Origin of the sequence: Nicoletella semolina (genome assembly GCF_004345745.1) — a bacterium.
Taxonomy (GTDB): Bacteria; Pseudomonadota; Gammaproteobacteria; order Enterobacterales; family Pasteurellaceae; genus Nicoletella; species Nicoletella semolina.
Window position 1 is genome coordinate 1 of the sequence record NZ_SLXJ01000018.1, and the last position, 22,843, is coordinate 22,843.

The following is a 22,843-nucleotide window of genomic DNA, read 5'->3' on the forward strand; positions in this document are numbered from 1 at the left end:
TTGCTTGATTGCTTGATTGCTTGATTGCTTGATTGCTTGATTGCTTGATTGCATATTCTACAGCTCCTCTTTGTCTAGATTTAAAATACAAACGTGGATAATCGTACTAAATTCCAAATTTAAAATCAATTTATTCACGCTTATCTAACGTTTTGGTAGAAAGACGAGCAACGGCACAAAGCACACCTTGCTCGTTTTTTGTCTCCACTTGCCAGACTTGCACATCTTGTCCTGCTTTCAGTAAGTAAGCTCGAGCAGTTGCCCTTTCCCCTGCTTTAATTGCCTTAAGATGGCTAATATTTAACTCCATTCCGACCGCAATTTGATGTGGCTCGCAAACCAGTAATGCCCCTGCATTCGCTACGGTTTCTGCGAGTGCAGCCGATACGCCGCCGTGTAATACGCCAAATGGTTGTTGCGTCCGTTCATCTACGGTAAGTTGTGCTTCAATCCAGTCTTCACCAATTTGTGTAAATTTAATCCCTAAATGAGACACCGCAGATTTTTGACTGAGCATATTTAATTGCTCACAGGTTGCTTTTTGTTTCCAAATTGTCATCTTTTTCCTTGTGATTTTTGCTGTACAATCGCTTGAATTTGCTTCAATCCATTGAGTCTCGTGCTGCTCAAATGGTTTGTCATTCGTAATTTATCAAAAAAAGAGGGGATATCAAAATGTTGTAATGCAGTTAGGCTTTGTTCTTCGAGAGCAACAATCAAAACAGCAAGCATGCCTTGCATTAGGCGTGCATCGCTGTAGGCTTTTACTTGGCGTGGTATAGGCTGAAATTCAAACCATAATCGACTTTCGCAGCCTTCAATTTCCTGCCATTGTGCCAATTCCTCTTCACTAGGTTTTGGTAGTTGGCGACTAAATTGAATTAGCAAGCGGTATCTTTCTTCCCAATTTTTGCAACGAGCAAATTGCTGATACATCTCTTCTAATTGCATAATGCCTCCCAAAAAGCAGCATTGTAACGAGCTGGCGACTTTATGCAATCTCTAAATTTTGCTAGAATTGTCCGTGTTTATACATTACAAAGGAAAATAAAAATGGCTGTTATCCCAATGGTGGTTGAGCAAAGCTCAAAAGGCGAACGTGCCTATGATATTTACTCTCGCCTACTGAAAGAACGAATTATTTTTTTAAACGGCGGTGTCGAAGATGAAATGGCGAAATTAATTATCGCACAACTGCTATTTTTAGAAGCAGAAGATCCTAAAAAAGATATTTACCTTTATATCAATTCCCCTGGCGGTGTGGTTACTGCAGGTATGGCAATCTATGACACAATGAACTTTATTCAACCTGATGTTAGCACGCTATGCGTTGGACAGGCTTGTTCAATGGGGGCATTCTTGTTATCTGCTGGTGCAAAAGGCAAGCGTTTTGCTCTACCACACGCTCGTGTGATGATTCACCAACCGCTTGGCGGATTCCGTGGACAAGCGTCTGATATTCAAATTCACGCACAGGAAATCTTGAAAATCAAACAGACCCTCAATCAACGTATGGCAGAGCATACAGGACAGCCGATTGAAAAAGTGGAAAAAGATACTGACAGAGACAATTTTATGTCGGCTGATGATGCGAAAAAGTATGGACTGATTGACGATGTCATCACACAAAGAGGGGATAAATAATGACCACTTCAGAGAAAAATGCCCATTGCAGCTTTTGTGGCAAACGAGAAAACGAAGTAAAACATCTCGTTGAAGGGGAAGAAGGGCATATCTGTAATGAATGTATCGAAGAATCTTATGCACTATTACACGATGAGCAAATGCTAGATGCAAAGCAATCTGACGGACAAGAAAAAGCACGCTTTTTTGAAAATATCCCCACACCGCACGAGATCCACGCTCATCTGAATGACTATGTCATTGGGCAAGATTATGCTAAAAAGGTGCTTTCTGTTGCAGTTTACAATCATTATAAACGCTTGCGTAATGCTTTGTCTGGAAATAAAGAGAGCAAGGGTGTAGAACTGGGCAAAAGTAACATTCTCTTAATCGGTCCGACAGGGAGCGGTAAGACACTATTAGCGGAATCATTGGCTCGCCGCTTGAACGTGCCATTTGCAATTGCTGATGCGACCACGCTCACTCAAGCAGGTTATGTCGGCGAAGATGTGGAAAATGTTATTCAGAAGTTACTCATGAATTGTGATTTTGACAAAGAGCAAGCAGAGCGTGGCATTATTTTCATTGATGAGATAGATAAAATCACCCGTAAATCAGAAAATCCCTCTCTTACTCGTGATGTCTCGGGCGAGGGCGTACAACAAGCGTTACTCAAGCTAATTGAAGGCACGGTGGCGAACATCAATCCAAAAGGCGGACGCAAACACCCTAATCAAGAAACTATTCCTGTGGATACGTCCAAAATTCTCTTTATTTGTGGTGGGGCATTTGTCGGACTAGATAAGATTGTAGAATCTCGCAGCAGTAAACAAGGCGGTATTGGCTTTAAAGCGGATCTTAAACAAGAGAAAGAGAAGCAAGCCCTTACCGAATTATTCAAGCAAGTTGAACCCGAAGATTTGATTAAATTTGGCTTAATCCCTGAACTTATCGGACGTTTACCTGTGATTACGCCATTGTCTGAACTGAATGAAGAAGCATTGGTGCAGATCTTAACTGAACCGAAAAATGCGATTATCAAACAGTATCAAAGTTTATTCCAAATGGAAGGCGTGGAGTTGAAATTTACCAAAGATGCCCTACTCGCTCTTGCACAAAAAGCGATTGCCCGCAAAACGGGAGCAAGGGGATTGCGTGCATTGGTTGAACAGCTGTTACTGGATACCATGTATGACCTACCAAGCCTTAACGCCAAAAAAGTAACCATTGGCAAAGGCTGTATTGAGAAAGGCGATAAGCCGAAAATAGAGTAGAGGGAGAAATAATAGCGTTCTCTTTTTGCAATATTTTATTCGCTATAGACCTCTTTGAGTTTCCTATTCAATTTATTATATTTAATCCCATATTAAATTTATGGGATTTTATGTAATTTATTGCTATAATTTGACCGCTTGATTAATCAGCCAAATAAGGAATGCTAAAATGTTACGAAAAAGTACTATATCACTTGCTTTACTTTCTGTTATCGCTACCGCCCAAGCGAATGTTTTAACCACCGTCAAACCACTCGGGTTTATCGCTAGTGCTATTACAGACGGTGTAACTCAAACGGAAGTGTTATTACCAGTATCCGCCTCCCCACACGATTACAGTCTAAAGCCTTCAGATATTCAAAAACTCAATTCTGCAGAACTCGTGGTATGGATTGGCGAGGAAATGGAAACATTTCTTGAAAAAAGCATTGATAAGCTGCCAAAAGAAAAAGTATTAACCCTTGAAGATGTCCCTGCAATTGAGGAATTGGTCGAACACGCAGAAGAACAGGCTGAACTCAAGGAAAAGAAACACGCTCACCATGAACATAAACACAGTCACGAGCATAGCCACGATCATCACCATGATGAAAATTGGCATATTTGGCTTTCTCCACAGGCCAGTGAAATTATTGCAGAGCAAATCGCAGCACGTTTAAGTCAGCAGCTCCCACACCAAAAAGCCAAAATTGCAGAGAATCTAGCGACATTTAAGGCAAACTTAAATGCTAAAAATGCAGAAATTGCTCAACAGCTCCAACCTGCTCAGGGTAAAGGCTACTACACTTTCCACGATGCTTATGGCTATTTTGAAAAGAGCTATAATTTGACTTCATTAGGTTCGTTTACAATTAACCCAAGTATCGCACCAGGGGCAAAAACTTTGCAAAAAATCAAAAAAGATGTGGAAAAAAATGCAGCAAAATGCCTATTTACTGAGCCACAATTTACCCCTAAAGTTGTTGAAAGTTTAAGTAAAAATACTGGAATCAATGTGAGCCAATTAGATCCTCTTGGTGCAAAAATTGAACTCAGTTCAACCGCTTACCCTGAATTTTTACAGTCATTGGCGGATAGTTTTGGTCAGTGTTTGACTCAATAAACCACCTATAAAAATCCCAAGATCCGAATTATGGTTTGCGAGGACATATATTCTGATCTTGGGATATTTTTTTCATTAAAGAATATTACATTCTCTCTAAAAAACCACACTACAAGCCAACCCAACCAACAACACGAGCGTAACTGCAAATTCTAGCATTCCAACTTGTTTAATTGTCCATTTTTGCTTTGGAATGACAATCGCTCGGATTAATCCGACAAGATAGGCAACCGTCATACCTATCTGTCCGTACCCAAGATAGATAAGTCCTAATAGTAAATGCGATAGCAGACTGAGCTGTTTATAACGTGGATTTTTTCGCTCACGGGCAACGCTTTTAATGTAGAGCGTAGTAGCAATAAAAAAGAGTGTGGGGTGGAGGAGTATGGCAAGATTATAACGTTCGGTGGCGAGATAATAGCTTGCCATTCCGACAATACCGAAAATAAGAATACCTGCAATATCATTGCATAAATGCCGTTCGTTTCTTAGTTTAGCATAGTGAATCTGTACCCAGACAAGCGGTAAGAATGGCACGAGAAATTGCAAAATTTTTGGCTGTTGCCAAAGTAATGGCAGAGCAAAAAACAGACTAATTATGCCGTAAATCAATGTCCATTTTTGGTATTTTTGTCTATTTTTCTTACTGAATAAAGATAAAAAAGGGTACGAACACAAATATAAAAATAGCCAAGACAACCCAAGCCAAAGGTGAGATAAGGTGAAATGGCTGGCAAAAATACCGTACAAATAAGGCACAAAAGCCATCACCAAGGCACCGTGTTGGTTTGACAGAACAGGTTTGTCTTTCAGCATAGCGTACTCCTATTTCATCACTCGATATTGTTCAAGGTTAATCACTTTATCACAACAATGGGCAATCAAATTGGGGTCATGACTCACAATGATTAATCCACATTCACGACTACGACACTGCTCAACCAGTAGCTGAATGGTTTCTTGCTGTGTAATCGGATCAAGTCTTGAGGTGACTTCATCGGCAAACAGTAAAACAGGTTCTAGCAATAACGCACGCAAGATAGCCACTCGTTGTAACTCACCGCCTGAGACACTATTTGCGTGTCGAACAAGCAGATCAGCAGAAAGCCCTAATTGTTGTAACAAGTAAGGGAGGCGAAGGCGATCAAGGCGATGATAGACAATCACATCATCAAGTAATGTTTGCAGCGATACGTTTGGTGCAAAGGCTTCAGGTGGATCTTGGTACAATTTTAGCACTTGATGTTTTTTATGTGCCGTAGAATGCCAAATAACCTCTCCCGAACACGGTTTAAGCAAGCCACACAAGACATCAGCCAGCGTACTTTTACCAATCCCACTTTCTCCGACAATCCCTAATATTTCACCCGAATGTAAATCAAACGAGAGATCTTGAAATAGTAAACGTTCACTACGGACAACCGCCAAATTCTTCACGGAGACAAGCGGTCGATCGGCGTTTTTTTTCTGCAGCGGCTGCCAGTTTTTAGGGTGTGCGGCAATGAGTGCTTGTGTGTAAGGGTGCTGTGGCTGGGAGAGTAGTGATGCCGCCTTGCCTTGTTCGAGCAGCTTGCCCTCTTTCATCACGAAAATCGTCCCACCTAATTGTGTCGCAACATCAATATCGTGAGTGATGGTAAGCAGGCAACCGCCTTGCTGATAAACCTGTTTAAGTAGGTTTATCACATTTTGCTTATTCGCTGAGTCAAGCCCCTTGGTGGGTTCATCGGCGAGTAAAATATTTGCTCCTGCGGCAGTTGCAATCGCAAAGGCGGCACGCTGTGCCATTCCGCCTGATAGCTGGTGAGGATAGCTAGATTCTGTGTTTGCCAATCCCAATTCGGCTAGCGTTGCTTGAGTATTATCTTCCGCTGCCTGTTTGGATTGTTGAGCAGTGAAATGGAAACTTTCCCACAGTTGGTTATCCATCGACATCAGCGGACTCAGTGAACGTCTAGGCTCTTGCGGTAACATCATCAACCTTTTGCCCCATACAGATGACGGGGGACAAGATTCTTTATCCGACAAGCGATCAGAAAGTGGCGAAATATTGCAATTTTCCACCCAAATTTCACCGCTTGCTGTCAGTGATTGGGGCAATGCCCCCATTATCGCCTGAATCAGTAGGCTTTTGCCTGATCCTGTTTCACCTAGAATCGTGATATTTTTACCTGCATTAATACAAAATGAAATTGGTTCAACCAATATTGAGCCTGTTTGTGTCGTCACACTTAAATGCGAAATACGTAGTAACGCCATTATTTCACTCTCCCTGAAAGAAGTTGTAAGCTCAATACTAACAAAAAGACAGCCAGTACAGGTTGTAAAAAGATTAGCGGTGCTTGATAGTAGTAGGGGAATAGTTCAGTCATCATTAAGCCTAATTCTGCTGTTGGCGGACGCAAGCCCACATTGATAAAACCGAGAGTGGTTAAAGCAAGGATAGCATTTGCAATCGAAAATGCCATCAAGGTGGTGATAATTGGGAGTAAGCGTGGCAGTAGATGCCGTTTAATACAATAAAAGAGTGGCATGCCCATTAGGCGAGAGGCTTCCAGTTCGCTGCTCGTTGCCAGTGTTCGAGTAATGGCACGTGTGACACGGAAAAATTCTACCCACATTACCAAGCTAATACCTAAATATAATGCCCAAAACGACCCAGGTGATAAAGCGGCAAAAAGTAAAATCAGTAATAACCCTGGTAATGCCATCACGGTATCACACACAAAACTGAGAATGCGATCGTACCAACCACCAAATAGCCCAGCCAAAATCCCAAAGAGTAAGCCTGCCAGCAAAGCACACATAACACTTAATAACGATAAACTAAACGATAAACGAATAGCGGCAGCAAGGCGAGCGAACATATCTCGTCCAAGGTGGTCTGTGCCAAACCAGCTTATTTTATCAGCAGGGGAAAGAATGTTGTTCAAGTCTTGCATACCAATATCCATTGGGTAAAAATAAGGTTGTAGCCAAGCAAACCCAAGTATCAATGTGAGCAACAATGCACCACAATATTGCCCAAAAGTGAATCGCATCATTTTAATTCTCCCTGACGAATACGAGGGTCAATCCACGCATTCAATAAATCCGCTACGATGTTCAACACCACAAATAAACCGCCCATCACCAACGCTGTACCTTGAATCATCGGAACATCACGTGCAATAATCGCGTGTACCAGTGCGTGTCCGCTACCTGGCCAAGAAAATAGCGTTTCGACAATCACCACCCCCTCGATCAGATAAACCAACTGCACTGCGTGATAGGCAATCACAGGTACGGCAATATTACGCAGTCCGTGGCGATAAAAAACTTGCCAGCGATTTAGCCCTTTAAAACGGGCAAATTGGTAGTAATCCGATTGCATTACTTGCACCATTGCTTGACGAGTAACTCGCATTGAAACCGCACTTAAGCCCAATGCAAGTGTGAGTGCAGGAAGAATAAAATGCTCCCACCGACCATAGCCACCAGCAGGGAGCCAGCGGAGTTGGACAGCGAATAGGGTAATTAATCCAATTGCAATAATAAAAGCAGGCACAGAGCGTAATAAGCTACTCAATGCCAAACTTAGGCGGTCAAATACCCCATTAGGTTTACAAGCCGCTAAGATACCTAGTAGGGGACCAATCAATAAAGCGAGAAGTAATGCCACTAGAGCAAGATTGAATGTATGACCTAGCTGATGGTGAATTTCGTGCCAAACCGTCTCTCCTGTTACCAATGATTTGCCCAGATTAAATTGGACGAGATCCCATAACCAGTTACTATAGCTATGCCACCAAGGTTGATCCAAGCCTAATTCAGCTCGTACCGCTTCAGCCGCAGCACTATCTGCCATATCATAGCCATAGCGGCTAGCGGCAATCCGATATGCCATATCGCCAGAAAGCTGACGAGTGATCACAAAAGTCAGTGTACCGACCGACCAAATAACCAGCAAAAGCTGAAAAGCACGTCTTATTAAAATCTCCAACATAATTATCCTATTGGGTTAATTTTTCTAAGAAAAAGCGTCTTTCAAATGGATCTAAGGTAACATTCTTAATATGTTTATGAGAGACGACATTTTGTTGATAGTACACCACTGGAATAATAGGTAATTCATCGTAAATAATTCGGCTGACCGTTTGTTTGAGTTGTTTCACTTTTTGTGCATCTTGCTCCGTTTCAAGTTGTACTAAAGCGTTATCTAATATTGAGTTTTGCCAATTCATTACGCCCCAGTCACTGCCATTTTTAGCATAATCTTGCACAATCACCCCAAATGGATCGAGGGTTTTACCGTAATTGTAGGCATAAAGTGCCATTTCCAGTGAGCCATCTTGATGCCCTGCTGGGATTTCGCTGAAATTCCCAATTGAAACATTCACGTCTATACCAATTTGTTTCCACTGTGCTTGTAAAATAGTGGCAATAATTGGCAATTCTGGGCGATCTGAATAGGTTCTTAAGGTAAAGCTAAAGGGATTGCCCTGCTGATCAACTAAATGCCCCTCGGCATTGTACTGATAACCTGAAGCGGTCAAATCGGCTTTAATTTTTGCAATATCATTCATCTGCTCAAGTGCATCAATCCGCCACTCTGCGAATGCTTTTGGCAAAATTTGATCGGCGATACCACTGTCAATTTTAAGCACCGACTCAGCAATTGCACGGCGATTAATCGCTTGGCTAAGTGCTTTACGGATCGCTAAATCCTTGAAAAAAGGTTTCGCCACGTCCATTTTCAATTGAATAGTACGAGCAATTGCGCCGCTGGTGAGCGTTAAATTTGGATCCGTTTTTACTCGTTCAATACTGGCAGGATCAAGATTAAATACCAAGGCTGTCGGATCACTTTGTGCCATTAACATTCTGCTCTCGCTGCGACCACTGGACAAATAATTCGCATGCATAAGCTGCGGTTTTGTTCCCCAATAATCTTCAAAACGCACGGTTTCTAATTTTTGTGGTGCTTCTATTTTGGTCGCTTTAAATCGCCCTGTACCAATAAGACTGGTAACTTCTCCCTGCTGATTATAGGCTTCTGGTGCTAAAATCAATGTCGTGTAATGAGTCAAAAAACTTGGAAAAGGGATAAAAGGTTTGGTTAATTCAATTTCGACTTGCGAATCATTGATCGCACGAATTTGCTTAATAAAGGCTTTTTGTAAAATACCTGGTTTGGCTAACGCAATATTTAAACTATTTGCGACTGCAGCGGCGGTTAATGGCTGATGATTATGGAATATGACTCCCGATTGCAGCGTAAATCGCCATATTGAACCCTCTGCATTGCTTTCCCAAGAAGTGGCTAAATTTGGTACAAGTTCGCCCTGTAAATTTGCTTCTACCAATGTCTCAGCAATATTCATACGCTGAAAAATCACCCCTGTCTGATTTGGGTTTAAGCTCGTCATTTCCCAAGGTGCAACAACCGTTACTGTGGAAAGTGCGTTTTCGACAGGTGCTTTTGTCGCCATTTTTTCCCCTGTTGATGAAGAAGAGGAAGCGTAGTACACTCCACCGACAACCGCTGCTAAAATTAATGCTAAAAATACTTTTTTCATTCTTTCTCCGCTAAGTAAATAATACTGATTTTTAAACGCATATATTTTGCCATAAAAGCCATATAAAAATAGTGGAAAATGTATTTTATGCAAAAATTTAGTGAAAATAGACCGCTCCCCTAGCGTTTTGTGTTACGATTTGTATAATTTATATACATCTACTTTCCCCAGCGAGGTGCGTGATGAGCAATGAAAATTTAGTGCGGCTTTCCTATATTATATTGATAGGGATTGGCTTTCCGATTATGCGTTTTATGAGCATTCATTTTGAAACCTTAACCAATAACGCCGTGCGGTTTATCTCTGGTGGCTTGCTGTTTGTACTCATTTGCTTAATAAAATATAAAAGCGAAGTCAAAAAAATCATTACCAACCCTCGTCTTGTCATGTATCTACTAGTATTAGCATTATTTATGACAGGCAATATGTATTTCTTTATTAACGGCTTAAAATACACCTCCGCACTGGCTGGCAGTATTTTTGGCATTCTAGCGATGCCTTTAGCCATTATGATGGCGGCAATTTTCTTTAAAGATGAGCGAGCAAGAGCGAAGCAGAAACATTTTTATATTGGTAGCCTACTAGCGATATTCGGCTCTCTAGCCTTTGTGGTTTACGGCAATAAAGCCACTGACGGCAACGATTTTATGCTGGGAGCAGCGTTTTTGAGTATCGCTATTTTTATTCAGTCCATACAAAATCTCGTGGTGAAAAAAGTGGCTAAACAACTTAATGTGATCGTCATCAGTGCTTCAACCGCTACCCTATCTGGCTTAATTTACCTCGGCTTTGCCAGCCATTCGGGGCAAATTTATGCTTTAGCTGATGTGAATATAGGTTTATTGCTTGGACTGATTTTTGCAGGAATATATGGAATGCTGACAGGTATGTTATTCGCCTTTTATATCGTACAAAAACAAGGCGTGGTGATATTTAACCTACTACAACTCATCGTCCCGCTTTCTACCGCTATAACAGGCTATTTTACGCTGGGCGAAACCATCAATTTTTACCAAGCGATCGGAGCCATCATCGTCATTATTGGCTGTGTTATTTCATTGAAAAGAACAGAGGCATAATTCGGCTTTAGATTTCATAAAAAGCCAGCTTATGCTGGCTTTTGTGACTGTTTTTGTAAAGCACTTACGTTTATGCTTGACCTTTGATCTCTTTACGTCCATTAAATGGTGCTGGTGTACCTGCTGCTGCCAGTGCTTCTTCGATACGGATCAATTGGTTATATTTCGCAACACGATCTGAACGGCTCATTGAACCTGTTTTGATTTGTCCTGCGGCTGTACCCACTGCTAGATCTGCAATCGTTGCATCTTCTGTTTCACCTGAACGATGTGAGATAACGGCGGTATAACCTGCATCTTTTGCCATTTTAATCGCAGCCAGTGTTTCAGTTAATGAACCAATTTGGTTGAATTTGATTAAAATTGAGTTTGCAATACCGTTTTTGATACCACGATCTAAGATTTTTGTATTGGTTACAAATAGGTCATCACCAACTAATTGAACTTTATCACCTAATACCTTAGTTTGGTAAGCAAAGCCGTCCCAGTCAGATTCATCTTGACCATCTTCAATAGAGACAATAGGGTATTCTTTACACAAACCTTCTAGGTAGTGAGTAAATTCTTGTGAAGTGAAAACTTTTCCTTCACCTTTCATATCATATACATTACGTTCTTTGTCGTAGAATTCAGAAGAGGCACAGTCCATTGCAAGTGTGACGTCTTTACCTAATTCATAACCTGCTTTTTCAACTGCTTCTTTAATACACGCCAAAGCATCTGCGTTTGATGCAAGGTTTGGTGCAAAACCACCTTCATCACCCACAGCGGTATTTAAGCCTTTTGCTTTTAATACTTTTGCAAGATTGTGGAACACTTCTGCACCAATGCGAAGTGCTTCTTTTAATGTGCTTGCCCCAACAGGTTGAATCATAAATTCTTGAATATCTACATTGTTATCAGCGTGTTCGCCGCCATTGATGATATTCATCATTGGCAATGGCATAGAATAGACACCTGGTGTGCCATTTAACTCAGCGATGTGAGCATAAAGAGGTAAACCTTTTGAGGCTGCAGCAGCTTTCGCTGTTGCTAGAGAGACGGCTAAGATTGCATTTGCACCAAATTTAGATTTATTTTCAGTCCCATCTAAATCAATCATAATTTGGTCGATTTCTGCTTGGTTTGAACCCTCTTTGCCGATTAATGCTTGAGCAATTTCATTGTTTACCGCAGAAACCGCTTTTAATACGCCTTTTCCTAAGAAACGTGATTTATCGCCATCACGCAATTCTAACGCTTCACGAGACCCTGTCGAAGCACCAGATGGAGCAGCGGCTAAACCCACAAAGCCACCGTCTAAATGCACTTCTGCTTCAACGGTTGGATTACCACGAGAGTCGATGATTTCACGACCAAGTACTTTAACGATTTTTGCCATTTTTTATGTCCTCTTAATTTTGAGAGTTAATGTGAAAAAACCTGTATATAGTAAAGGGATTTTGCTATTTTGTCTTGCAAAAAAATGCCATACTTAACAAAAGCAAAATGAAATTTGATTTTAATGAATAATTTTTGACAAATTACACCGAATTTTTCAATGAGAGAGACTTATGCAACTAGAAGTACTTTTACGCTGTTGTAACATTAGTAAATTTTATCAAGAAGATAGCCATATTACCGAGGTATTAAAAAATGTTTCACTGACGATAGATAGCGGTGAATTAGTGGCAATTGTTGGCAGCTCAGGGTCAGGGAAAAGTACCTTGTTACATACCTTAGGTGGACTAGATCAGCCTACTGGAGGAGAGGTGTTTATTAAGGGGCAATCGCTTCAGCATCTTAGCCGCAATGCGTTAGCCAAATTAAGAAATCAATATTTAGGTTTTGTTTATCAGTTTCATCATTTGATGGCAGATTTTAGTGCGATTGAAAATGTGATGATGCCGTTATTAATCGGACAGCAAAACCGCACGGAAGCAAAAGATAGAGCAGAAAAGATGTTACAAGCGGTCGGATTGGGGCATCGAATTGCACATCGTCCCTCAGCTCTGTCAGGGGGAGAGCGTCAGCGTGTCGCCATTGCACGAGCATTAGTGAATAATCCTGAATTGGTATTAGCCGATGAACCAACTGGCAATCTCGATCAAAAAACGACTGAAAGTATTTTTGACTTGATCCAACAACTCAACAAAGAGCAACAGACAGCGTTCCTGCTGGTTACACACGATCTCCATCTGGCTAAAAAGCTCCACCGTAGTTATTTAATGCGTGATGGCGTATTGAGCGAGGAATGCCAATGAATTCAGCCTTTTTTCTTAGCTGGCGTTACCAACGAGGTAAACAAAAAAATCGTTTAGTCTCATTAATTGCGCTTTTTTCCACAGTGGGGATTGCACTAGGGGTGGCGGTGTTGATCATTGGGTTAAGTGCAATGAATGGCTTTGAGAGAGAGCTTAACCAGCGTGTGCTATCCGTTGTGCCACACGCTGAAATTACCGCTTACGATAGAGTAGGGGGAAGTAAGATTTTTCAAGGTGAGCAGCTAGAGAGGCTTGCAAAAAAATCGCCAGAAGTAACCGCCAGTTCACCTTTTGTGAGGTTTACAGGACTGATTGAAAAAGGTTCAACACTGAAAATTGCTCAAATTCGAGGCGTGGACGCAGTGAAGTTGGATCAAGTCAGCCAGCTAAGCCACTATATTGCCCCCTCCCAATGGCGGCGTTTTCATCAGGAAGGCGGAATGATTCTCGGAGCAGGCATTGCCCGAGATTTACAGATTGAGGAGGGCGATGAAGTAACGCTATTGATCCCACAGCCAACAGAAGAGGGAAAACTTGCTCAGCCGTTACGTTCAGCTATTCAAGTAACAGGCATTTTACGCCTCGATGGACAGTTAGATCATAGCTATGCCTTGCTTCCGCTGCATGCTGCACAAGCGTTGCTAGGTTATCAGAAAAATGAAGTGTCAGGTATAGAACTTGCAGTGTCGCAGCCGTTTGCGATTCGCCAATTGAGATTTGAACAGTTTCGTGATTATCCACAGCCACTTTATTTACAAACGTGGATAGATAAGTTTGGCTATATGTATAACGATATTCAACTGATCCGTACAGTGATGTATATCGCAATGGTGTTAGTGATTGGGGTAGCTTGTTTCAATATTATTTCGACACTCGTGATGGCGGTGAAAGACAAACAAGGTGACATTGCTATTTTGCGAACACTTGGAGCAAATAATCGTTTTATTCAGCAGATTTTCCTTTGGTACGGATTACTCTCAGGATTGAAAGGGGCAATTTTGGGCATTTTGCTCGGTGTGCTGATGGCATTAAATTTAACGACAATTATTCGTGCTATAGAGCAATTTTTTGCGATAAAATTGCTGTCAGGCGGTATCTATTTTATTGATTTTTTACCGAGTGAACTTCATTGGTTAGATATTGTTTGGGTATTATTGGCGACCATTGTTCTCAGTCTTGCTGCTAGCCTCTATCCAGCTATACGAGCCTCGAAACTTGAGCCAGCTAAAGTTTTGAGTGGGCGTTAAAGAGAAGGTTTTAAATAAAGTTATTTTCCCTATCACTTTTTCCAAATTTTCCCTTTTTAGATCTTGAAGGGAGATTTGCTAATAAGAGAGTAGGGGAAAATGTTTAAAATAGGCTATCCCATGATATCCGCTAGCCAAAGGCGGATTTTTAATCCCCAGAGGCTTGTTAAGCCCGTAGTGTGATTGATGATTTTGCCATCTTTAATGATGAGAATCGTTGGGGTAGCTTGAATATCCCATTCTTTGCTAAATGCACCTGTAGGATCATTTATGGTTGTAAAATCGTAATTCTCTTGTGCTAAATAATGGTTTACATCTTCTACCGAACCTGATTTTAAAGCAACAGCCAGCACTGGTACTCCCTCTTTGGCTAACTGTTGAATACTTGGTGAAGTATATTTGCAAAAACTACACCAGCTTCCCCAAAAATAGAGTAACATTGGTTTATCATAGCTCATTTGTGCTAATACCTTTGGTTGTACTTGTGTATCGTATAAAACTTGTTGTGAGAATTCTATAGGAGCAGTCGGTTTACGATACCAATCAACCACAATGCTTAAAATAATAAATAAGCCTCCCATCAAAACAATATTTTTTAAAAAATTAAATAGTGTTTGCGTTGTTCTCATTATAATTCCTTGTTGTGTTGTAGCTGTGCGTAAAAATTCGCACCACGAGCTAACATTCTTAATTGTGCAATCACTCGCTGCTTAAGATGTTGGCGTTCTATTGTATTCATATCCAAAGCGTGAGAGCCTGCCGTGAAGACTAATGTGACCAATCCTTCTGATTCAATATACGCCAGTTCTCTGGTTATATTTAGATTGCGAAGTTGAATATATTCAGCAAGCTCTGCAACAAAATGCTGAATTTCTCGTGATGTTGCCGTACGGAATGCTTGTGAAGTACCAGAACTTTCACGCAATAGCAATCGGAACATATTTGGGCGATCTTCAATAAATTCAAAAAAAGTATCCACCGAAATAGCAACAACACTTCCGCCTTTCTCTAAACGTTTACGAGCCTGACGCATTAGCTGACGCAAGGTAACACCCGATTCATCAACCATTGCCAGTCCAAGTTCGTCCATATCCTTAAAATGGCGGTAAAATGATGTTGGTGCAATGCCTGCCTCCCGTGCCACTTCTCGTAAGCTCAAGTTAGAAAAACTTTTTTCTGCACTAAGTTGATTAAATGCAGCATCAACTAAAGCACGACGAGTTTTTTCTTTTTGAACCGCTCTAATACCACTCATCATATTTTCCTATCCATCAATACTTTTATCTCCTTAGCCAATTGCTCATAACGAAAACGCAATGGAGAACCTGGACGATAAATCAGCCCTATCTCCCGATAGGGAGTTGGATCACAAAAGGGGAGATATTTAATATTTTCATTACAGCAAGGTAAACGAGAGGCTAATTCAGGAATAAAGGCAATTCCTGCATTCGCCGCAACCATATTACGCAGTGTTTCTAGACTATTTGCTTTAAAATGTTTGTTCTCCTTTGCACCAACGGAGAGACAAAAATCCATTGTTTTTGTTTTCAAGCAATGTGCATCATCAAGCATCAACATTTCCTGATCACGCAAATGTTGTAAATTCATCGAACGCTCATTTGCCCAAAAATGTTGATGAGAGACTGCCAACAGAATCTTTTCGTGGAAAATCGGCAATTCAATAAACGGCGAGCTTTCGTTGCCGAAAGAAAGAATAGCACAATCAATCTGCCCTGATTCAAGCTGTTCAACTAACTGTGCAGTATGTAATTCATAAATATATAGATCTAATTCAGGAAAACGTTGCTTTAATGCAGGTAAAATTAATGGAGAAAGGTAAGGACCTAGCGTAGGAATCATGCCAATATGAATAGGGCCAGACATTTCTCGCCTTTGATTGCTTGCCATTTCTCTAAGAATTTTTACCTCTCGAAGTATTGATTTGGCTTGTTCAACTAAAATTAACCCTGCTTGAGTAAATAAAACTTTTCTACTTGTCCGCTCTAGTAAAATTGTGCCAAGTTCATCTTCTAATTTACGAATCTGCCCACTCAATGTAGGCTGACTAACATTACACATATCAGCAGCCTTACGAAAATGTTTTACTTCAGAAAGGGCAATGAGATACTCTAAATCACGAATGTTCATTTTATGTCTCTCTCAATGAATTGATATGCTGAATTATGGCATAATTAAGTGTAAAATGAATACAATTTAACAACAAATAGGAGAAAATAAAATAATGTCTTTTAAGGATATGACTGGTCAAAAGATACCTTTGTAATGAATGCATGGAAACCCGATCGAGAATCGGAGGTCTGAGTATATTACCGTTATCCTAGGAAGTGATGATCTAGGGGCTTATTTTAGCTAATATCTACCATTTAACCTAACAACCAGCGGTATTTTTATCAAAAAATATTGCTTGTTGTTTAAATGAAAAACCAAAGTGATACGAGAATTAAAAATGCAGGTCCAACGCCAATTAAAACGGAATTTGGACAACGCTAATCAGTATTTTCAGAAAACTTTTATTCCCCCAACAGTTAGCTATAACGTAAGAGGTTTAAAAGCAGGTGTTGCGTACTTACAGAAGAATGAAATTAGGTTTAACCCTACCCTATTGGCAGAAAATGGCACTAAATTTATTCGACAAGTCGTCCCTCACGAATTAGCACACATCATTGTTTTTCAGCAATTCGGACGTGTCGCCCCTCACGGAAAAGAATGGAAACAGTTAATGCAAAACGTATTCGGAGTGCCTGCCGATATTTATCACCGTTTTGATACAACGAATGTGCAAGAAGCCAGAATACCTTATCGTTGCCAATGTCGCTTACACACTTTATCACAACGCCAGCACAATTTTACCCAACAAACAAACCGCTACTATATTTGCCGACACTGCAAAACACCGCTATACCACAACCCTACAATCAATCCCTAAAATTAGGTTGGATTTTCTTTATAAAATAGATGTATATAAAAAAATAAAAATTTTGTAAATTATTATCGTAGCTTGCGTGGAGCCAATCGCTTCAGTAGAATGATGTCACTTTTTATTATAAATGAGGATTATCTATGTTTGGGAAAGGTGGTTTAGGCAATTTAATGAAGCAAGCTCAGCAAATGCAAGAACGTATGCAAAAAATGCAAGAGGAAATTGCACAGCTTGAAGTTACTGGAGAATCAGGAGCGGGTTTGGTTAAAATTACCATTAATGGTGCACATAACTGTCGTCGTGTGGAAATTGATCCGTCATTGATGGAAGATGACAAAGAAATGTTAGAAGATCTGATCGCTGCGGCCTTTAATGATGCGGCTCGTCGTGCTGATGAGTTGCAAAAGGAAAAAATGGCAAGCGTTACCGCAGGCATGCAGTTGCCACCAGGTATGAAAATGCCATTTTAATATGGTTTAAATGGATTATTTGAAAGTTAAATTGCGATGGCGGTTTAACTTTTCTTTTTTCACTCAATTGAGTTATTAAATATGCAAACAAGCCCTTTACTTGAAGATTTAATTGAAGCCTTAAGGGTCTTACCCAGTGTTGGACCTAAATCTGCTCAACGTATGGCATTTCATCTGCTCCAGCGAAATCGTAAAGGTGGTATAAACCTTGCTAAAGCGTTACACGAGGCGATGACTCATATCGGACATTGCCAATCCTGTCGAACATTTACCGAAGAGGCAGAGTGTGCCGTGTGTCAAAATTACCGCCGCCAAATGAGTGGGCAATTATGTATTGTCGAGATGCCTGCGGATATTCAAGCAATTGAACAAACAGGGCAATTTTCGGGACGTTATTTCGTCTTGATGGGACATTTATCCCCTTTAGATGGGATTGGACCTCGTGAAATCGGCTTGGATTTGCTGCAACAACGCCTTGAAAATGAATCTTTTCACGAAGTTATTTTAGCCACTAATCCAACCATTGAAGGCGATGCGACCGCAAACTATATTGCTGAAATGTGTGTCGAGTATAATATTAAGGTTACTCGTATTGCTCACGGCATTCCCGTTGGCGGTGAATTAGAAACCGTTGATGGCACCACCTTATCACATTCTTTTGCAGGGCGTCGAGTGTTGGAGTTGTAGTTATTCCCTTACTTGTATTGTAGAAAAATTTGCGATCTTGATCGAAAAATTAACAATCAATATCACCAAATCGTTACCACTTTAGGCATACTTTCCCAATAATAGGAGGAGGTATGCAGAAAATTGCGTTATTGATTGATGCTGAAAATGGTGTGTTGCCGATTTTAGATGTGGTAATTAAGCGTTTAAATGTATTTGGGAATATTATAATTAAACGTGCCTATGGGTATTTTTCTCAAGGTAACTTAAAACTTGAGGCGTGGAAGGCGGCTTGCCTAAAACATAATATCAAAATTGCCCATCATTTCATTTGTAAGAAACAAAAGAATAGCAGCGATATTTTTTTAAGCATTGATGCGATGGATATATTATATACACAGAACATTGATGTATTTGCTATTCTTTCGAGCGATAGTGATTTCAGCTCATTATTACAACGATTAAAGTTAGCAGAAAAAAGAGTGATTGGCTTCGGTAAAATTTCGCCTAATCTAATCTATCAAGAGCTGTGTGATCATTTCTTTCATCTTCCTGATGAAAGTGGCACGGTCGAATTGCAAAAAAATGAAAAAATTCAACCGCTTGTTTCTCCAGCCTCTATTGCTCTAGTGCCTATTTCGCCCAAATTGACCGCTGAACAGAAGATGATTCAGAACGCTTTTTTGAAATGCAAGAAATATGTTGATTCAACGGGTTTTGTTCGTTTATCCTGCTTTCAAGGGTATTTAGATAAAAACTTTATTGTTTCTGCAAAGAAAAACCATAAAACGCTCACACAATGGGCGGTCAATTCAGGTTATTTTAAGGTAAGAAGAAATACCTCCAAAGAACCCTGTCTCAAACCGAATTTTTAATTTATCTCATTCATTATTAGGAAAATAGAGAGTATTGGTAAAATTTAAACGAATACAGTCGCTAACGCATAATTTTTTTGCAAAGTAAGCGAGTTCAGCCTAAACTCTCGTATCTTTTTTTGATTGAGCGGAATAATGAATTTAACTTCTTTGTTTATCGCACTGCGTTATTGGAGAGCGAAAAGTGGCGACCGATTTGGGCGAGTGGTGACTACACTGGCCACTCTTGGTATTATTCTTGGCGTGATGGCTCTAATTATTGTAATGTCGGTGATGAATGGACTTGAAAATATGCAAAAAAGCAATTTGCTTTCTAGTTTACCACACGCCATTATTTCGCCCCTTAAGGGACATTTGCAAGCAAGAGACAAAGCAGAAGCACAGATGGATTTTTTACCGTTCTCACTGCCGCCATTTGTAGAACATTCTACAGAGATTAATCTCGCAAAGGTTGTGATCCAAAGCCAAAAAGGACTGAATGCTGGGGTATTAATTGGTGTGAGTGAGCCGAGCGATGATAAACTATTGGCAAGTGTGCAAAATTTTACACAGGCATTGCCAAAGGGGGAATTTAATCTATTGATAGGCTCATCACTGGCGGAGCAATTAAACGTAAAAGTGGGCGATCAACTTCGCTTGATGATCACCGAAAATAGCCAATACACACCGTTTGGACGAGTACCTATACAACGACTATTCACTATTTCAGGTATTTATACCTCTCATCATGCTGCACAATCTGATGGGCATACGCTATTTGCTCATTTAGCTGATGTGGGTCGGCTGTTAAGGATAAAACCAGAACAAGTACAAGGCGTAAGGTTATTCTTAAAAGATCCCTTTCAAGTGGCTGAATTATCAAATTATTTTCCTCGTGAACATTGGAAAATAAGCGATTGGCGTGAACAAAAAGGTGAATTTTTCCAAGCGGTTCGTATGGAAAAAAATATGATGGGGCTGTTAATCAGCCTAATTATTATTGTTGCGGTGTCAAATATTGTAACCTCGTTGAGCTTAATGGTGGTTGATAAACAAGGTGAAATTGCGATTTTACAAACGCAGGGGCTAATGAAAAAACAAGTTATGCAAATTTTTATTATTCAAGGGGCACTTGTTGGTGTGATAAGTGCAGTGCTTGGTGGCGGAATTGGGGTGCTTATTACCTATTATTTAGCGGATATTCTAAGCTTTGTTAATCTGATTAACATTACCCTACCGACAGATATTGCATTTTCTCAAGTAGGGTTGGTTATGCTAATGTCGATTGGGCTTTCGCTCATCTGCACACTTTACCCAGCCTATCAAGCGGCAAAAGTTAATCCTGCTCAAGCGTTACGATATGAATAATTCATCTTCTCATTTAGCAAAACCATCAGATTCTACCAAGTCGCCTATTCCATCAATGCCTTGGGCAGCAAAACATCAGTGGCATTTCAGTTTTCCGACACTTTGTGTTATCTGTGTGGCGATGACACTAATGGGAGTAGGGGAAGGGGTGTTAGTGCTAGCGAACTTAGGTTCTAGCCCTTGGACGGTATTTTCTCAAGGCATTGCATTGCAAACAGGTGCTTCTATTGGCATTGTTGTTGCGTTAGTCAGCATTGTTGTTTTACTGTTATGGATTCCTCTTAAACTACGGTTTGGGTTAGGGACAATATTGAATATTCTGATTATCGCTTTCTCAATTGATTTTACAGTGCGATACTTTCCATCGCCTGATATGTTGGTTACTCGTATAATCTATATGACAGGTGGGATTTTGTTGTTTGGCGTAAGTACCACTTTTTATCTATCTTGTAAATTGGGGGCAGGTCCTCGTGATGGGTTAATGGTTGGGCTTTGTCAGAAGTTCGGTTGGAAAATTGCTTTAGTGCGTACCTGCATTGAGATCAGCGTTTGTTTCTTGGGCTTTTTATTTGGTGGCACAGTAGGCATCAGTACCGTGGCATTTGCCTTATGTGTGGGCTGGGTTATACAATTTACAGCAAGGTATCTTCACTGGTATTACAAGCGGTTCGAATAGGGTAAAAATTTGCATTTGTAGTAATTGATTTGCTATTAAATAAAAATAGGTAAAGTAAGGAAAAGATATGCAGAATGTTAAACAAATTTATTTGGCCGGGGGCTGCTTTTGGGGAACCGAAGCATTTATGCAGCGTATTCGTGGCGTGATTGATGCAGAATCAGGTTATGCGAATGGCAGCCATCTCAATCCAAGTTATCAAGACGTGTGCAGTGGCAGCGGACACGCTGAGGTGGTTAAAGTAACCTTTGATGCTGACCAACTTTCGCTGATGACGTTGTTGGACTACTATTTCAAAATTATTGATCCTCTGAGTATCAATCAGCAAGGCGAAGATAGAGGTGTTCAATATCGCACAGGAATTTACTATGTTGATCCTCAAGATAAACCTATTATTGACCAAGCTCTTGCTAATTTACAACAACACTACTCACAACCACTCGCCGTTGAAAATATGCCTTTAGAACATTATTTCCCAGCGGAGGAATATCATCAGGATTATTTAGATAAAAATCCAACTGGTTATTGCCATATTGATATTCAACTTATGAATGATATTTTGGCCAATCAATAGTTTTTGACATAATCTAAAATAAAATGGCAAATTTGCTCAAGGTTGTTTAGATCGAGCAGATTCTCTCTTTCTAGCATATAGTCAGTCGCTGTGGCAAGTGTGTAGCTATCCAATTCAGGCAAGGGCTTATCTAGTCCTTGACGGTGTAGTTGAATTTTAGGTAACGACTCGTGCTTAAAACCTTCGACTAGTACGAGATCCAACGAATAGTGATGAAATTTTTCTAATAAATTATCAAAAGAAATTGGCATTTGCGTTTCCACCATCAATGCCCAGCGATTATCGCAAGCGACCACCGTTGGGTTGGTGCCAGCCATTCGTAATCGATAACTGTCTTTACCCGCCTTATCAATATCCAAATTGTGGTGAGAATGCTTGATTAATCCGACTTTCAATCCTGCTTTAACCAAAAGCGGAATAAGTTTTTCCAACAGCGTAGTTTTGCCAGCGCCGCTGTATCCAGTGATAGCGAGAACAAGCGGTGCCGTTCTTTTCAATCTTTGCAAATTTGACTGAAAATCTGCTGGCGTATTTAGATTTTGGAAAGCCTCAGGTTGGTCAGAAAAATCCACAGCAATACTTTTTTGCGATTGAAAAAATGCCAATAAACGCCGTTCGCCACAGTTCAAATAAGCGTCTAATGCTTGAGCAACATCACGATGAATAAGTGCAAATGTAGGGTGGGGACGCTCGCCATCGTGAGCATAGGCGATGGCGGTTTGATTAATGTTTAATGCACGATACAATTTTTCGGCTAAATTATGAGGTAAAAATGGACTATCACACGGCACAAATAACACATACTCACTTTTGGCAACACGCAGCCCTGTTAGCATACCGCTTAATGGACCTTGAAAACCAGTCAGTTCATCAGCATAGTGAGTTAAATTTGGATAAAGTCGTTCATATTCCGCTTGAGAGCGGTTGATATTCAATAAAATTTCACTCACTTGTGGTGAAAGGCGAGTGATGATATGAGAGAGCAGTGGCTGACCTGCAATGGGCTGCAACCCTTTCTCAAGCCCATTTAATCGTCGAGCCAATCCGCCTGCTAAAATCACTGCATTCATTTTTATCATTTTTTCCGTCCCACTTTTGATTTACTTGCTTTGCAAATAGTGATTAGAAAGTATATGATTTCTCGCACTTTATCTACAAATTTTTTAGG

The 22,843-nt window shown here is 40.4% G+C and carries 25 protein-coding genes; 13 read left to right on the forward strand and 12 right to left on the reverse strand.

All coding sequences use genetic code 11. The annotated features are described in order from the left end of the window. Positions 1 to 130: 130 nt before the first annotated feature. Positions 131 to 559 carry a PaaI family thioesterase gene (locus EV693_RS09070; RefSeq protein WP_132502047.1) on the reverse strand — a complete coding sequence of 143 codons (429 nt, stop codon included), beginning with the start codon at positions 557 to 559 and terminating at the stop codon, positions 131 to 133. Next, a complete protein-coding gene (locus EV693_RS09075; protein ID WP_132502048.1) occupies positions 556 to 951 on the reverse strand; it encodes a SufE family protein in 396 nt (131 codons plus the stop codon). Before EV693_RS09075 ends, EV693_RS09070 begins: the two co-directional genes overlap by 4 nt. 102 nt (positions 952 to 1,053) lie before the next feature. Between EV693_RS09075 and clpP the strand changes: the two genes are divergently transcribed. The 3 genes from clpP (at position 1,054) to znuA (ending at position 3,999) form a co-directional block, all read left to right on the forward strand. After that, positions 1,054 to 1,644 carry an ATP-dependent Clp endopeptidase proteolytic subunit ClpP gene (gene clpP, locus EV693_RS09080; RefSeq protein ID WP_132502049.1) on the forward strand — a complete coding sequence of 197 codons (591 nt, stop codon included), beginning with the start codon at positions 1,054 to 1,056 and terminating at the stop codon, positions 1,642 to 1,644. Further along, the gene (gene clpX / locus EV693_RS09085) at positions 1,644 to 2,897 is read left to right on the forward strand and encodes an ATP-dependent protease ATP-binding subunit ClpX (RefSeq protein WP_132502050.1); all 1,254 of its coding nucleotides are present in this window, start codon (positions 1,644 to 1,646) and stop codon (positions 2,895 to 2,897) included. Before clpP ends, clpX begins: the two co-directional genes overlap by 1 nt. Positions 2,898 to 3,066: 169 nt before the next feature. Beyond that, entirely contained in the window at positions 3,067 to 3,999 is a 933-nt protein-coding gene (gene znuA, locus EV693_RS09090) for a zinc ABC transporter substrate-binding protein ZnuA (RefSeq protein WP_132502051.1), read from the forward strand. A gap of 96 nt (positions 4,000 to 4,095) precedes the next feature. On the opposite strand, the gene EV693_RS09095 is transcribed toward znuA, so the two are convergent. Genes EV693_RS09095 through EV693_RS09115 form a run of 5 tightly spaced genes read right to left on the reverse strand, consistent with a single transcriptional unit; the run spans position 4,096 to position 9,557 of the window. Then, positions 4,096 to 4,815 carry a YwiC-like family protein gene (locus tag EV693_RS09095; RefSeq protein ID WP_132502052.1) on the reverse strand — a complete coding sequence of 240 codons (720 nt, stop codon included), beginning with the start codon at positions 4,813 to 4,815 and terminating at the stop codon, positions 4,096 to 4,098. A gap of 9 nt (positions 4,816 to 4,824) precedes the next feature. Continuing rightward, positions 4,825 to 6,258, reverse strand: a complete 1,434-nt coding sequence (locus tag EV693_RS09100; RefSeq protein ID WP_132502053.1) for an ABC transporter ATP-binding protein — start codon at positions 6,256 to 6,258, stop codon at positions 4,825 to 4,827. Further along, the gene (locus EV693_RS09105; RefSeq protein WP_132502054.1) at positions 6,258 to 7,043 is read right to left on the reverse strand and encodes an ABC transporter permease; all 786 of its coding nucleotides are present in this window, start codon (positions 7,041 to 7,043) and stop codon (positions 6,258 to 6,260) included. The genes EV693_RS09100 and EV693_RS09105 overlap by 1 nt, the downstream gene beginning before the upstream one ends. Beyond that, entirely contained in the window at positions 7,040 to 7,984 is a 945-nt protein-coding gene (locus EV693_RS09110; protein WP_132502055.1) for an ABC transporter permease, read from the reverse strand. The genes EV693_RS09105 and EV693_RS09110 overlap by 4 nt, the downstream gene beginning before the upstream one ends. A gap of 7 nt (positions 7,985 to 7,991) precedes the next feature. Continuing rightward, entirely contained in the window at positions 7,992 to 9,557 is a 1,566-nt protein-coding gene (locus EV693_RS09115) for an ABC transporter substrate-binding protein (protein ID WP_132502056.1), read from the reverse strand. A 182-nt stretch (positions 9,558 to 9,739) separates the two neighbouring features. Here EV693_RS09115 and EV693_RS09120 point away from each other — a divergent pair, with 182 nt between their 5' ends. Then, positions 9,740 to 10,636 carry a DMT family transporter gene (locus EV693_RS09120; protein WP_132502057.1) on the forward strand — a complete coding sequence of 299 codons (897 nt, stop codon included), beginning with the start codon at positions 9,740 to 9,742 and terminating at the stop codon, positions 10,634 to 10,636. A gap of 70 nt (positions 10,637 to 10,706) precedes the next feature. Here EV693_RS09120 and eno read toward each other — a convergent pair whose 3' ends face one another. Further along, the gene (eno, locus tag EV693_RS09125) at positions 10,707 to 12,017 is read right to left on the reverse strand and encodes a phosphopyruvate hydratase (protein WP_132502058.1); all 1,311 of its coding nucleotides are present in this window, start codon (positions 12,015 to 12,017) and stop codon (positions 10,707 to 10,709) included. A gap of 172 nt (positions 12,018 to 12,189) precedes the next feature. On the opposite strand from eno, the gene lolD reads away from it, so the two are divergent. Together lolD and lolE are read left to right on the forward strand one after the other, a co-directional pair. After that, positions 12,190 to 12,879 carry a lipoprotein-releasing ABC transporter ATP-binding protein LolD gene (gene lolD / locus EV693_RS09130; RefSeq protein ID WP_132502059.1) on the forward strand — a complete coding sequence of 230 codons (690 nt, stop codon included), beginning with the start codon at positions 12,190 to 12,192 and terminating at the stop codon, positions 12,877 to 12,879. Beyond that, positions 12,876 to 14,126: a lipoprotein-releasing ABC transporter permease subunit LolE gene (lolE, locus tag EV693_RS09135; RefSeq protein ID WP_132502060.1), complete on the forward strand. Its 1,251-nt coding sequence runs from the start codon at positions 12,876 to 12,878 to the stop codon at positions 14,124 to 14,126. Before lolD ends, lolE begins: the two co-directional genes overlap by 4 nt. Before the next feature lie 113 nt (positions 14,127 to 14,239). Here the strand turns inward: lolE and EV693_RS09140 are convergent, their stop codons facing one another. Genes EV693_RS09140 through oxyR form a run of 3 tightly spaced genes read right to left on the reverse strand, consistent with a single transcriptional unit; the run spans position 14,240 to position 16,274 of the window. After that, positions 14,240 to 14,755 carry a protein disulfide oxidoreductase gene (locus EV693_RS09140; protein WP_132502061.1) on the reverse strand — a complete coding sequence of 172 codons (516 nt, stop codon included), beginning with the start codon at positions 14,753 to 14,755 and terminating at the stop codon, positions 14,240 to 14,242. Then, positions 14,755 to 15,384, reverse strand: coding sequence for an HTH-type transcriptional repressor FabR (fabR, locus tag EV693_RS09145; protein ID WP_424991513.1), 630 nt, complete (start codon positions 15,382 to 15,384; stop codon positions 14,755 to 14,757). The genes EV693_RS09140 and fabR overlap by 1 nt, the downstream gene beginning before the upstream one ends. Then, positions 15,381 to 16,274: a DNA-binding transcriptional regulator OxyR gene (gene oxyR, locus EV693_RS09150; RefSeq protein ID WP_132502063.1), complete on the reverse strand. Its 894-nt coding sequence runs from the start codon at positions 16,272 to 16,274 to the stop codon at positions 15,381 to 15,383. The genes fabR and oxyR overlap by 4 nt, the downstream gene beginning before the upstream one ends. A gap of 304 nt (positions 16,275 to 16,578) precedes the next feature. On the opposite strand from oxyR, the gene EV693_RS09155 reads away from it, so the two are divergent. The 7 genes from EV693_RS09155 (at position 16,579) to msrA (ending at position 21,675) form a co-directional block, all read left to right on the forward strand. Next, on the forward strand, positions 16,579 to 17,073 hold the full coding sequence (locus EV693_RS09155; RefSeq protein WP_132502078.1) for a SprT family zinc-dependent metalloprotease: 495 nt from the start codon (positions 16,579 to 16,581) through the stop codon (positions 17,071 to 17,073). A gap of 134 nt (positions 17,074 to 17,207) precedes the next feature. Next, positions 17,208 to 17,537, forward strand: a complete 330-nt coding sequence (locus EV693_RS09160) for a YbaB/EbfC family nucleoid-associated protein (protein WP_132502064.1) — start codon at positions 17,208 to 17,210, stop codon at positions 17,535 to 17,537. An 81-nt stretch (positions 17,538 to 17,618) separates the two neighbouring features. Further along, entirely contained in the window at positions 17,619 to 18,224 is a 606-nt protein-coding gene (gene recR / locus EV693_RS09165) for a recombination mediator RecR (protein WP_132502065.1), read from the forward strand. 113 nt (positions 18,225 to 18,337) lie between these two features. Continuing rightward, complete coding sequence (locus EV693_RS09170; protein ID WP_132502066.1) at positions 18,338 to 19,078, forward strand: NYN domain-containing protein; 741 nt, start codon at positions 18,338 to 18,340, stop codon at positions 19,076 to 19,078. A 135-nt stretch (positions 19,079 to 19,213) separates the two neighbouring features. After that, a complete protein-coding gene (locus EV693_RS09175; RefSeq protein ID WP_132502067.1) occupies positions 19,214 to 20,425 on the forward strand; it encodes a lipoprotein-releasing ABC transporter permease subunit in 1,212 nt (403 codons plus the stop codon). Then, positions 20,418 to 21,101 (forward strand): membrane protein YczE, encoded by a 684-nt coding sequence (yczE, locus tag EV693_RS09180; RefSeq protein WP_132502068.1) that lies wholly within the window; start codon positions 20,418 to 20,420, stop codon positions 21,099 to 21,101. The genes EV693_RS09175 and yczE overlap by 8 nt, the downstream gene beginning before the upstream one ends. Positions 21,102 to 21,168: 67 nt before the next feature. After that, complete coding sequence (gene msrA / locus EV693_RS09185; RefSeq protein WP_132502069.1) at positions 21,169 to 21,675, forward strand: peptide-methionine (S)-S-oxide reductase MsrA; 507 nt, start codon at positions 21,169 to 21,171, stop codon at positions 21,673 to 21,675. On the opposite strand, the gene mobA is transcribed toward msrA, so the two are convergent. Continuing rightward, entirely contained in the window at positions 21,669 to 22,754 is a 1,086-nt protein-coding gene (gene mobA, locus EV693_RS09190) for a molybdenum cofactor guanylyltransferase MobA (protein WP_132502070.1), read from the reverse strand. The two genes, msrA and mobA, sit on opposite strands and share 7 nt — an antisense overlap. Positions 22,755 to 22,843: the final 89 nt, after the last annotated feature.

Bases quoted from the DNA above. Each gene is read 5' to 3' on its own strand.
- EV693_RS09070 (WP_132502047.1), bottom strand. From the start codon at position 559: ATGACAATTTGGAAACAAAAAGCAACCTGTGAGCAATTAAATATGCTC.
- EV693_RS09075 (WP_132502048.1), bottom strand. From the start codon at position 951: ATGCAATTAGAAGAGATGTATCAGCAATTTGCTCGTTGCAAAAATTGG.
- clpP (WP_132502049.1), top strand. From the start codon at position 1,054: ATGGCTGTTATCCCAATGGTGGTTGAGCAAAGCTCAAAAGGCGAACGT.
- clpX (WP_132502050.1), top strand. From the start codon at position 1,644: ATGACCACTTCAGAGAAAAATGCCCATTGCAGCTTTTGTGGCAAACGA.
- znuA (WP_132502051.1), top strand. From the start codon at position 3,067: ATGTTACGAAAAAGTACTATATCACTTGCTTTACTTTCTGTTATCGCT.
- EV693_RS09095 (WP_132502052.1), bottom strand. From the start codon at position 4,815: ATGCTGAAAGACAAACCTGTTCTGTCAAACCAACACGGTGCCTTGGTG.
- EV693_RS09100 (WP_132502053.1), bottom strand. From the start codon at position 6,258: ATGGCGTTACTACGTATTTCGCATTTAAGTGTGACGACACAAACAGGC.
- EV693_RS09105 (WP_132502054.1), bottom strand. From the start codon at position 7,043: ATGATGCGATTCACTTTTGGGCAATATTGTGGTGCATTGTTGCTCACA.
- EV693_RS09110 (WP_132502055.1), bottom strand. From the start codon at position 7,984: ATGTTGGAGATTTTAATAAGACGTGCTTTTCAGCTTTTGCTGGTTATT.
- EV693_RS09115 (WP_132502056.1), bottom strand. From the start codon at position 9,557: ATGAAAAAAGTATTTTTAGCATTAATTTTAGCAGCGGTTGTCGGTGGA.
- EV693_RS09120 (WP_132502057.1), top strand. From the start codon at position 9,740: ATGAGCAATGAAAATTTAGTGCGGCTTTCCTATATTATATTGATAGGG.
- eno (WP_132502058.1), bottom strand. From the start codon at position 12,017: ATGGCAAAAATCGTTAAAGTACTTGGTCGTGAAATCATCGACTCTCGT.
- lolD (WP_132502059.1), top strand. From the start codon at position 12,190: ATGCAACTAGAAGTACTTTTACGCTGTTGTAACATTAGTAAATTTTAT.
- lolE (WP_132502060.1), top strand. From the start codon at position 12,876: ATGAATTCAGCCTTTTTTCTTAGCTGGCGTTACCAACGAGGTAAACAA.
- EV693_RS09140 (WP_132502061.1), bottom strand. From the start codon at position 14,755: ATGAGAACAACGCAAACACTATTTAATTTTTTAAAAAATATTGTTTTG.
- fabR (WP_424991513.1), bottom strand. From the start codon at position 15,384: ATGATGAGTGGTATTAGAGCGGTTCAAAAAGAAAAAACTCGTCGTGCT.
- oxyR (WP_132502063.1), bottom strand. From the start codon at position 16,274: ATGAACATTCGTGATTTAGAGTATCTCATTGCCCTTTCTGAAGTAAAA.
- EV693_RS09160 (WP_132502064.1), top strand. From the start codon at position 17,208: ATGTTTGGGAAAGGTGGTTTAGGCAATTTAATGAAGCAAGCTCAGCAA.
- recR (WP_132502065.1), top strand. From the start codon at position 17,619: ATGCAAACAAGCCCTTTACTTGAAGATTTAATTGAAGCCTTAAGGGTC.
- EV693_RS09170 (WP_132502066.1), top strand. From the start codon at position 18,338: ATGCAGAAAATTGCGTTATTGATTGATGCTGAAAATGGTGTGTTGCCG.
- EV693_RS09175 (WP_132502067.1), top strand. From the start codon at position 19,214: ATGAATTTAACTTCTTTGTTTATCGCACTGCGTTATTGGAGAGCGAAA.
- yczE (WP_132502068.1), top strand. From the start codon at position 20,418: ATGAATAATTCATCTTCTCATTTAGCAAAACCATCAGATTCTACCAAG.
- msrA (WP_132502069.1), top strand. From the start codon at position 21,169: ATGCAGAATGTTAAACAAATTTATTTGGCCGGGGGCTGCTTTTGGGGA.
- mobA (WP_132502070.1), bottom strand. From the start codon at position 22,754: ATGATAAAAATGAATGCAGTGATTTTAGCAGGCGGATTGGCTCGACGA.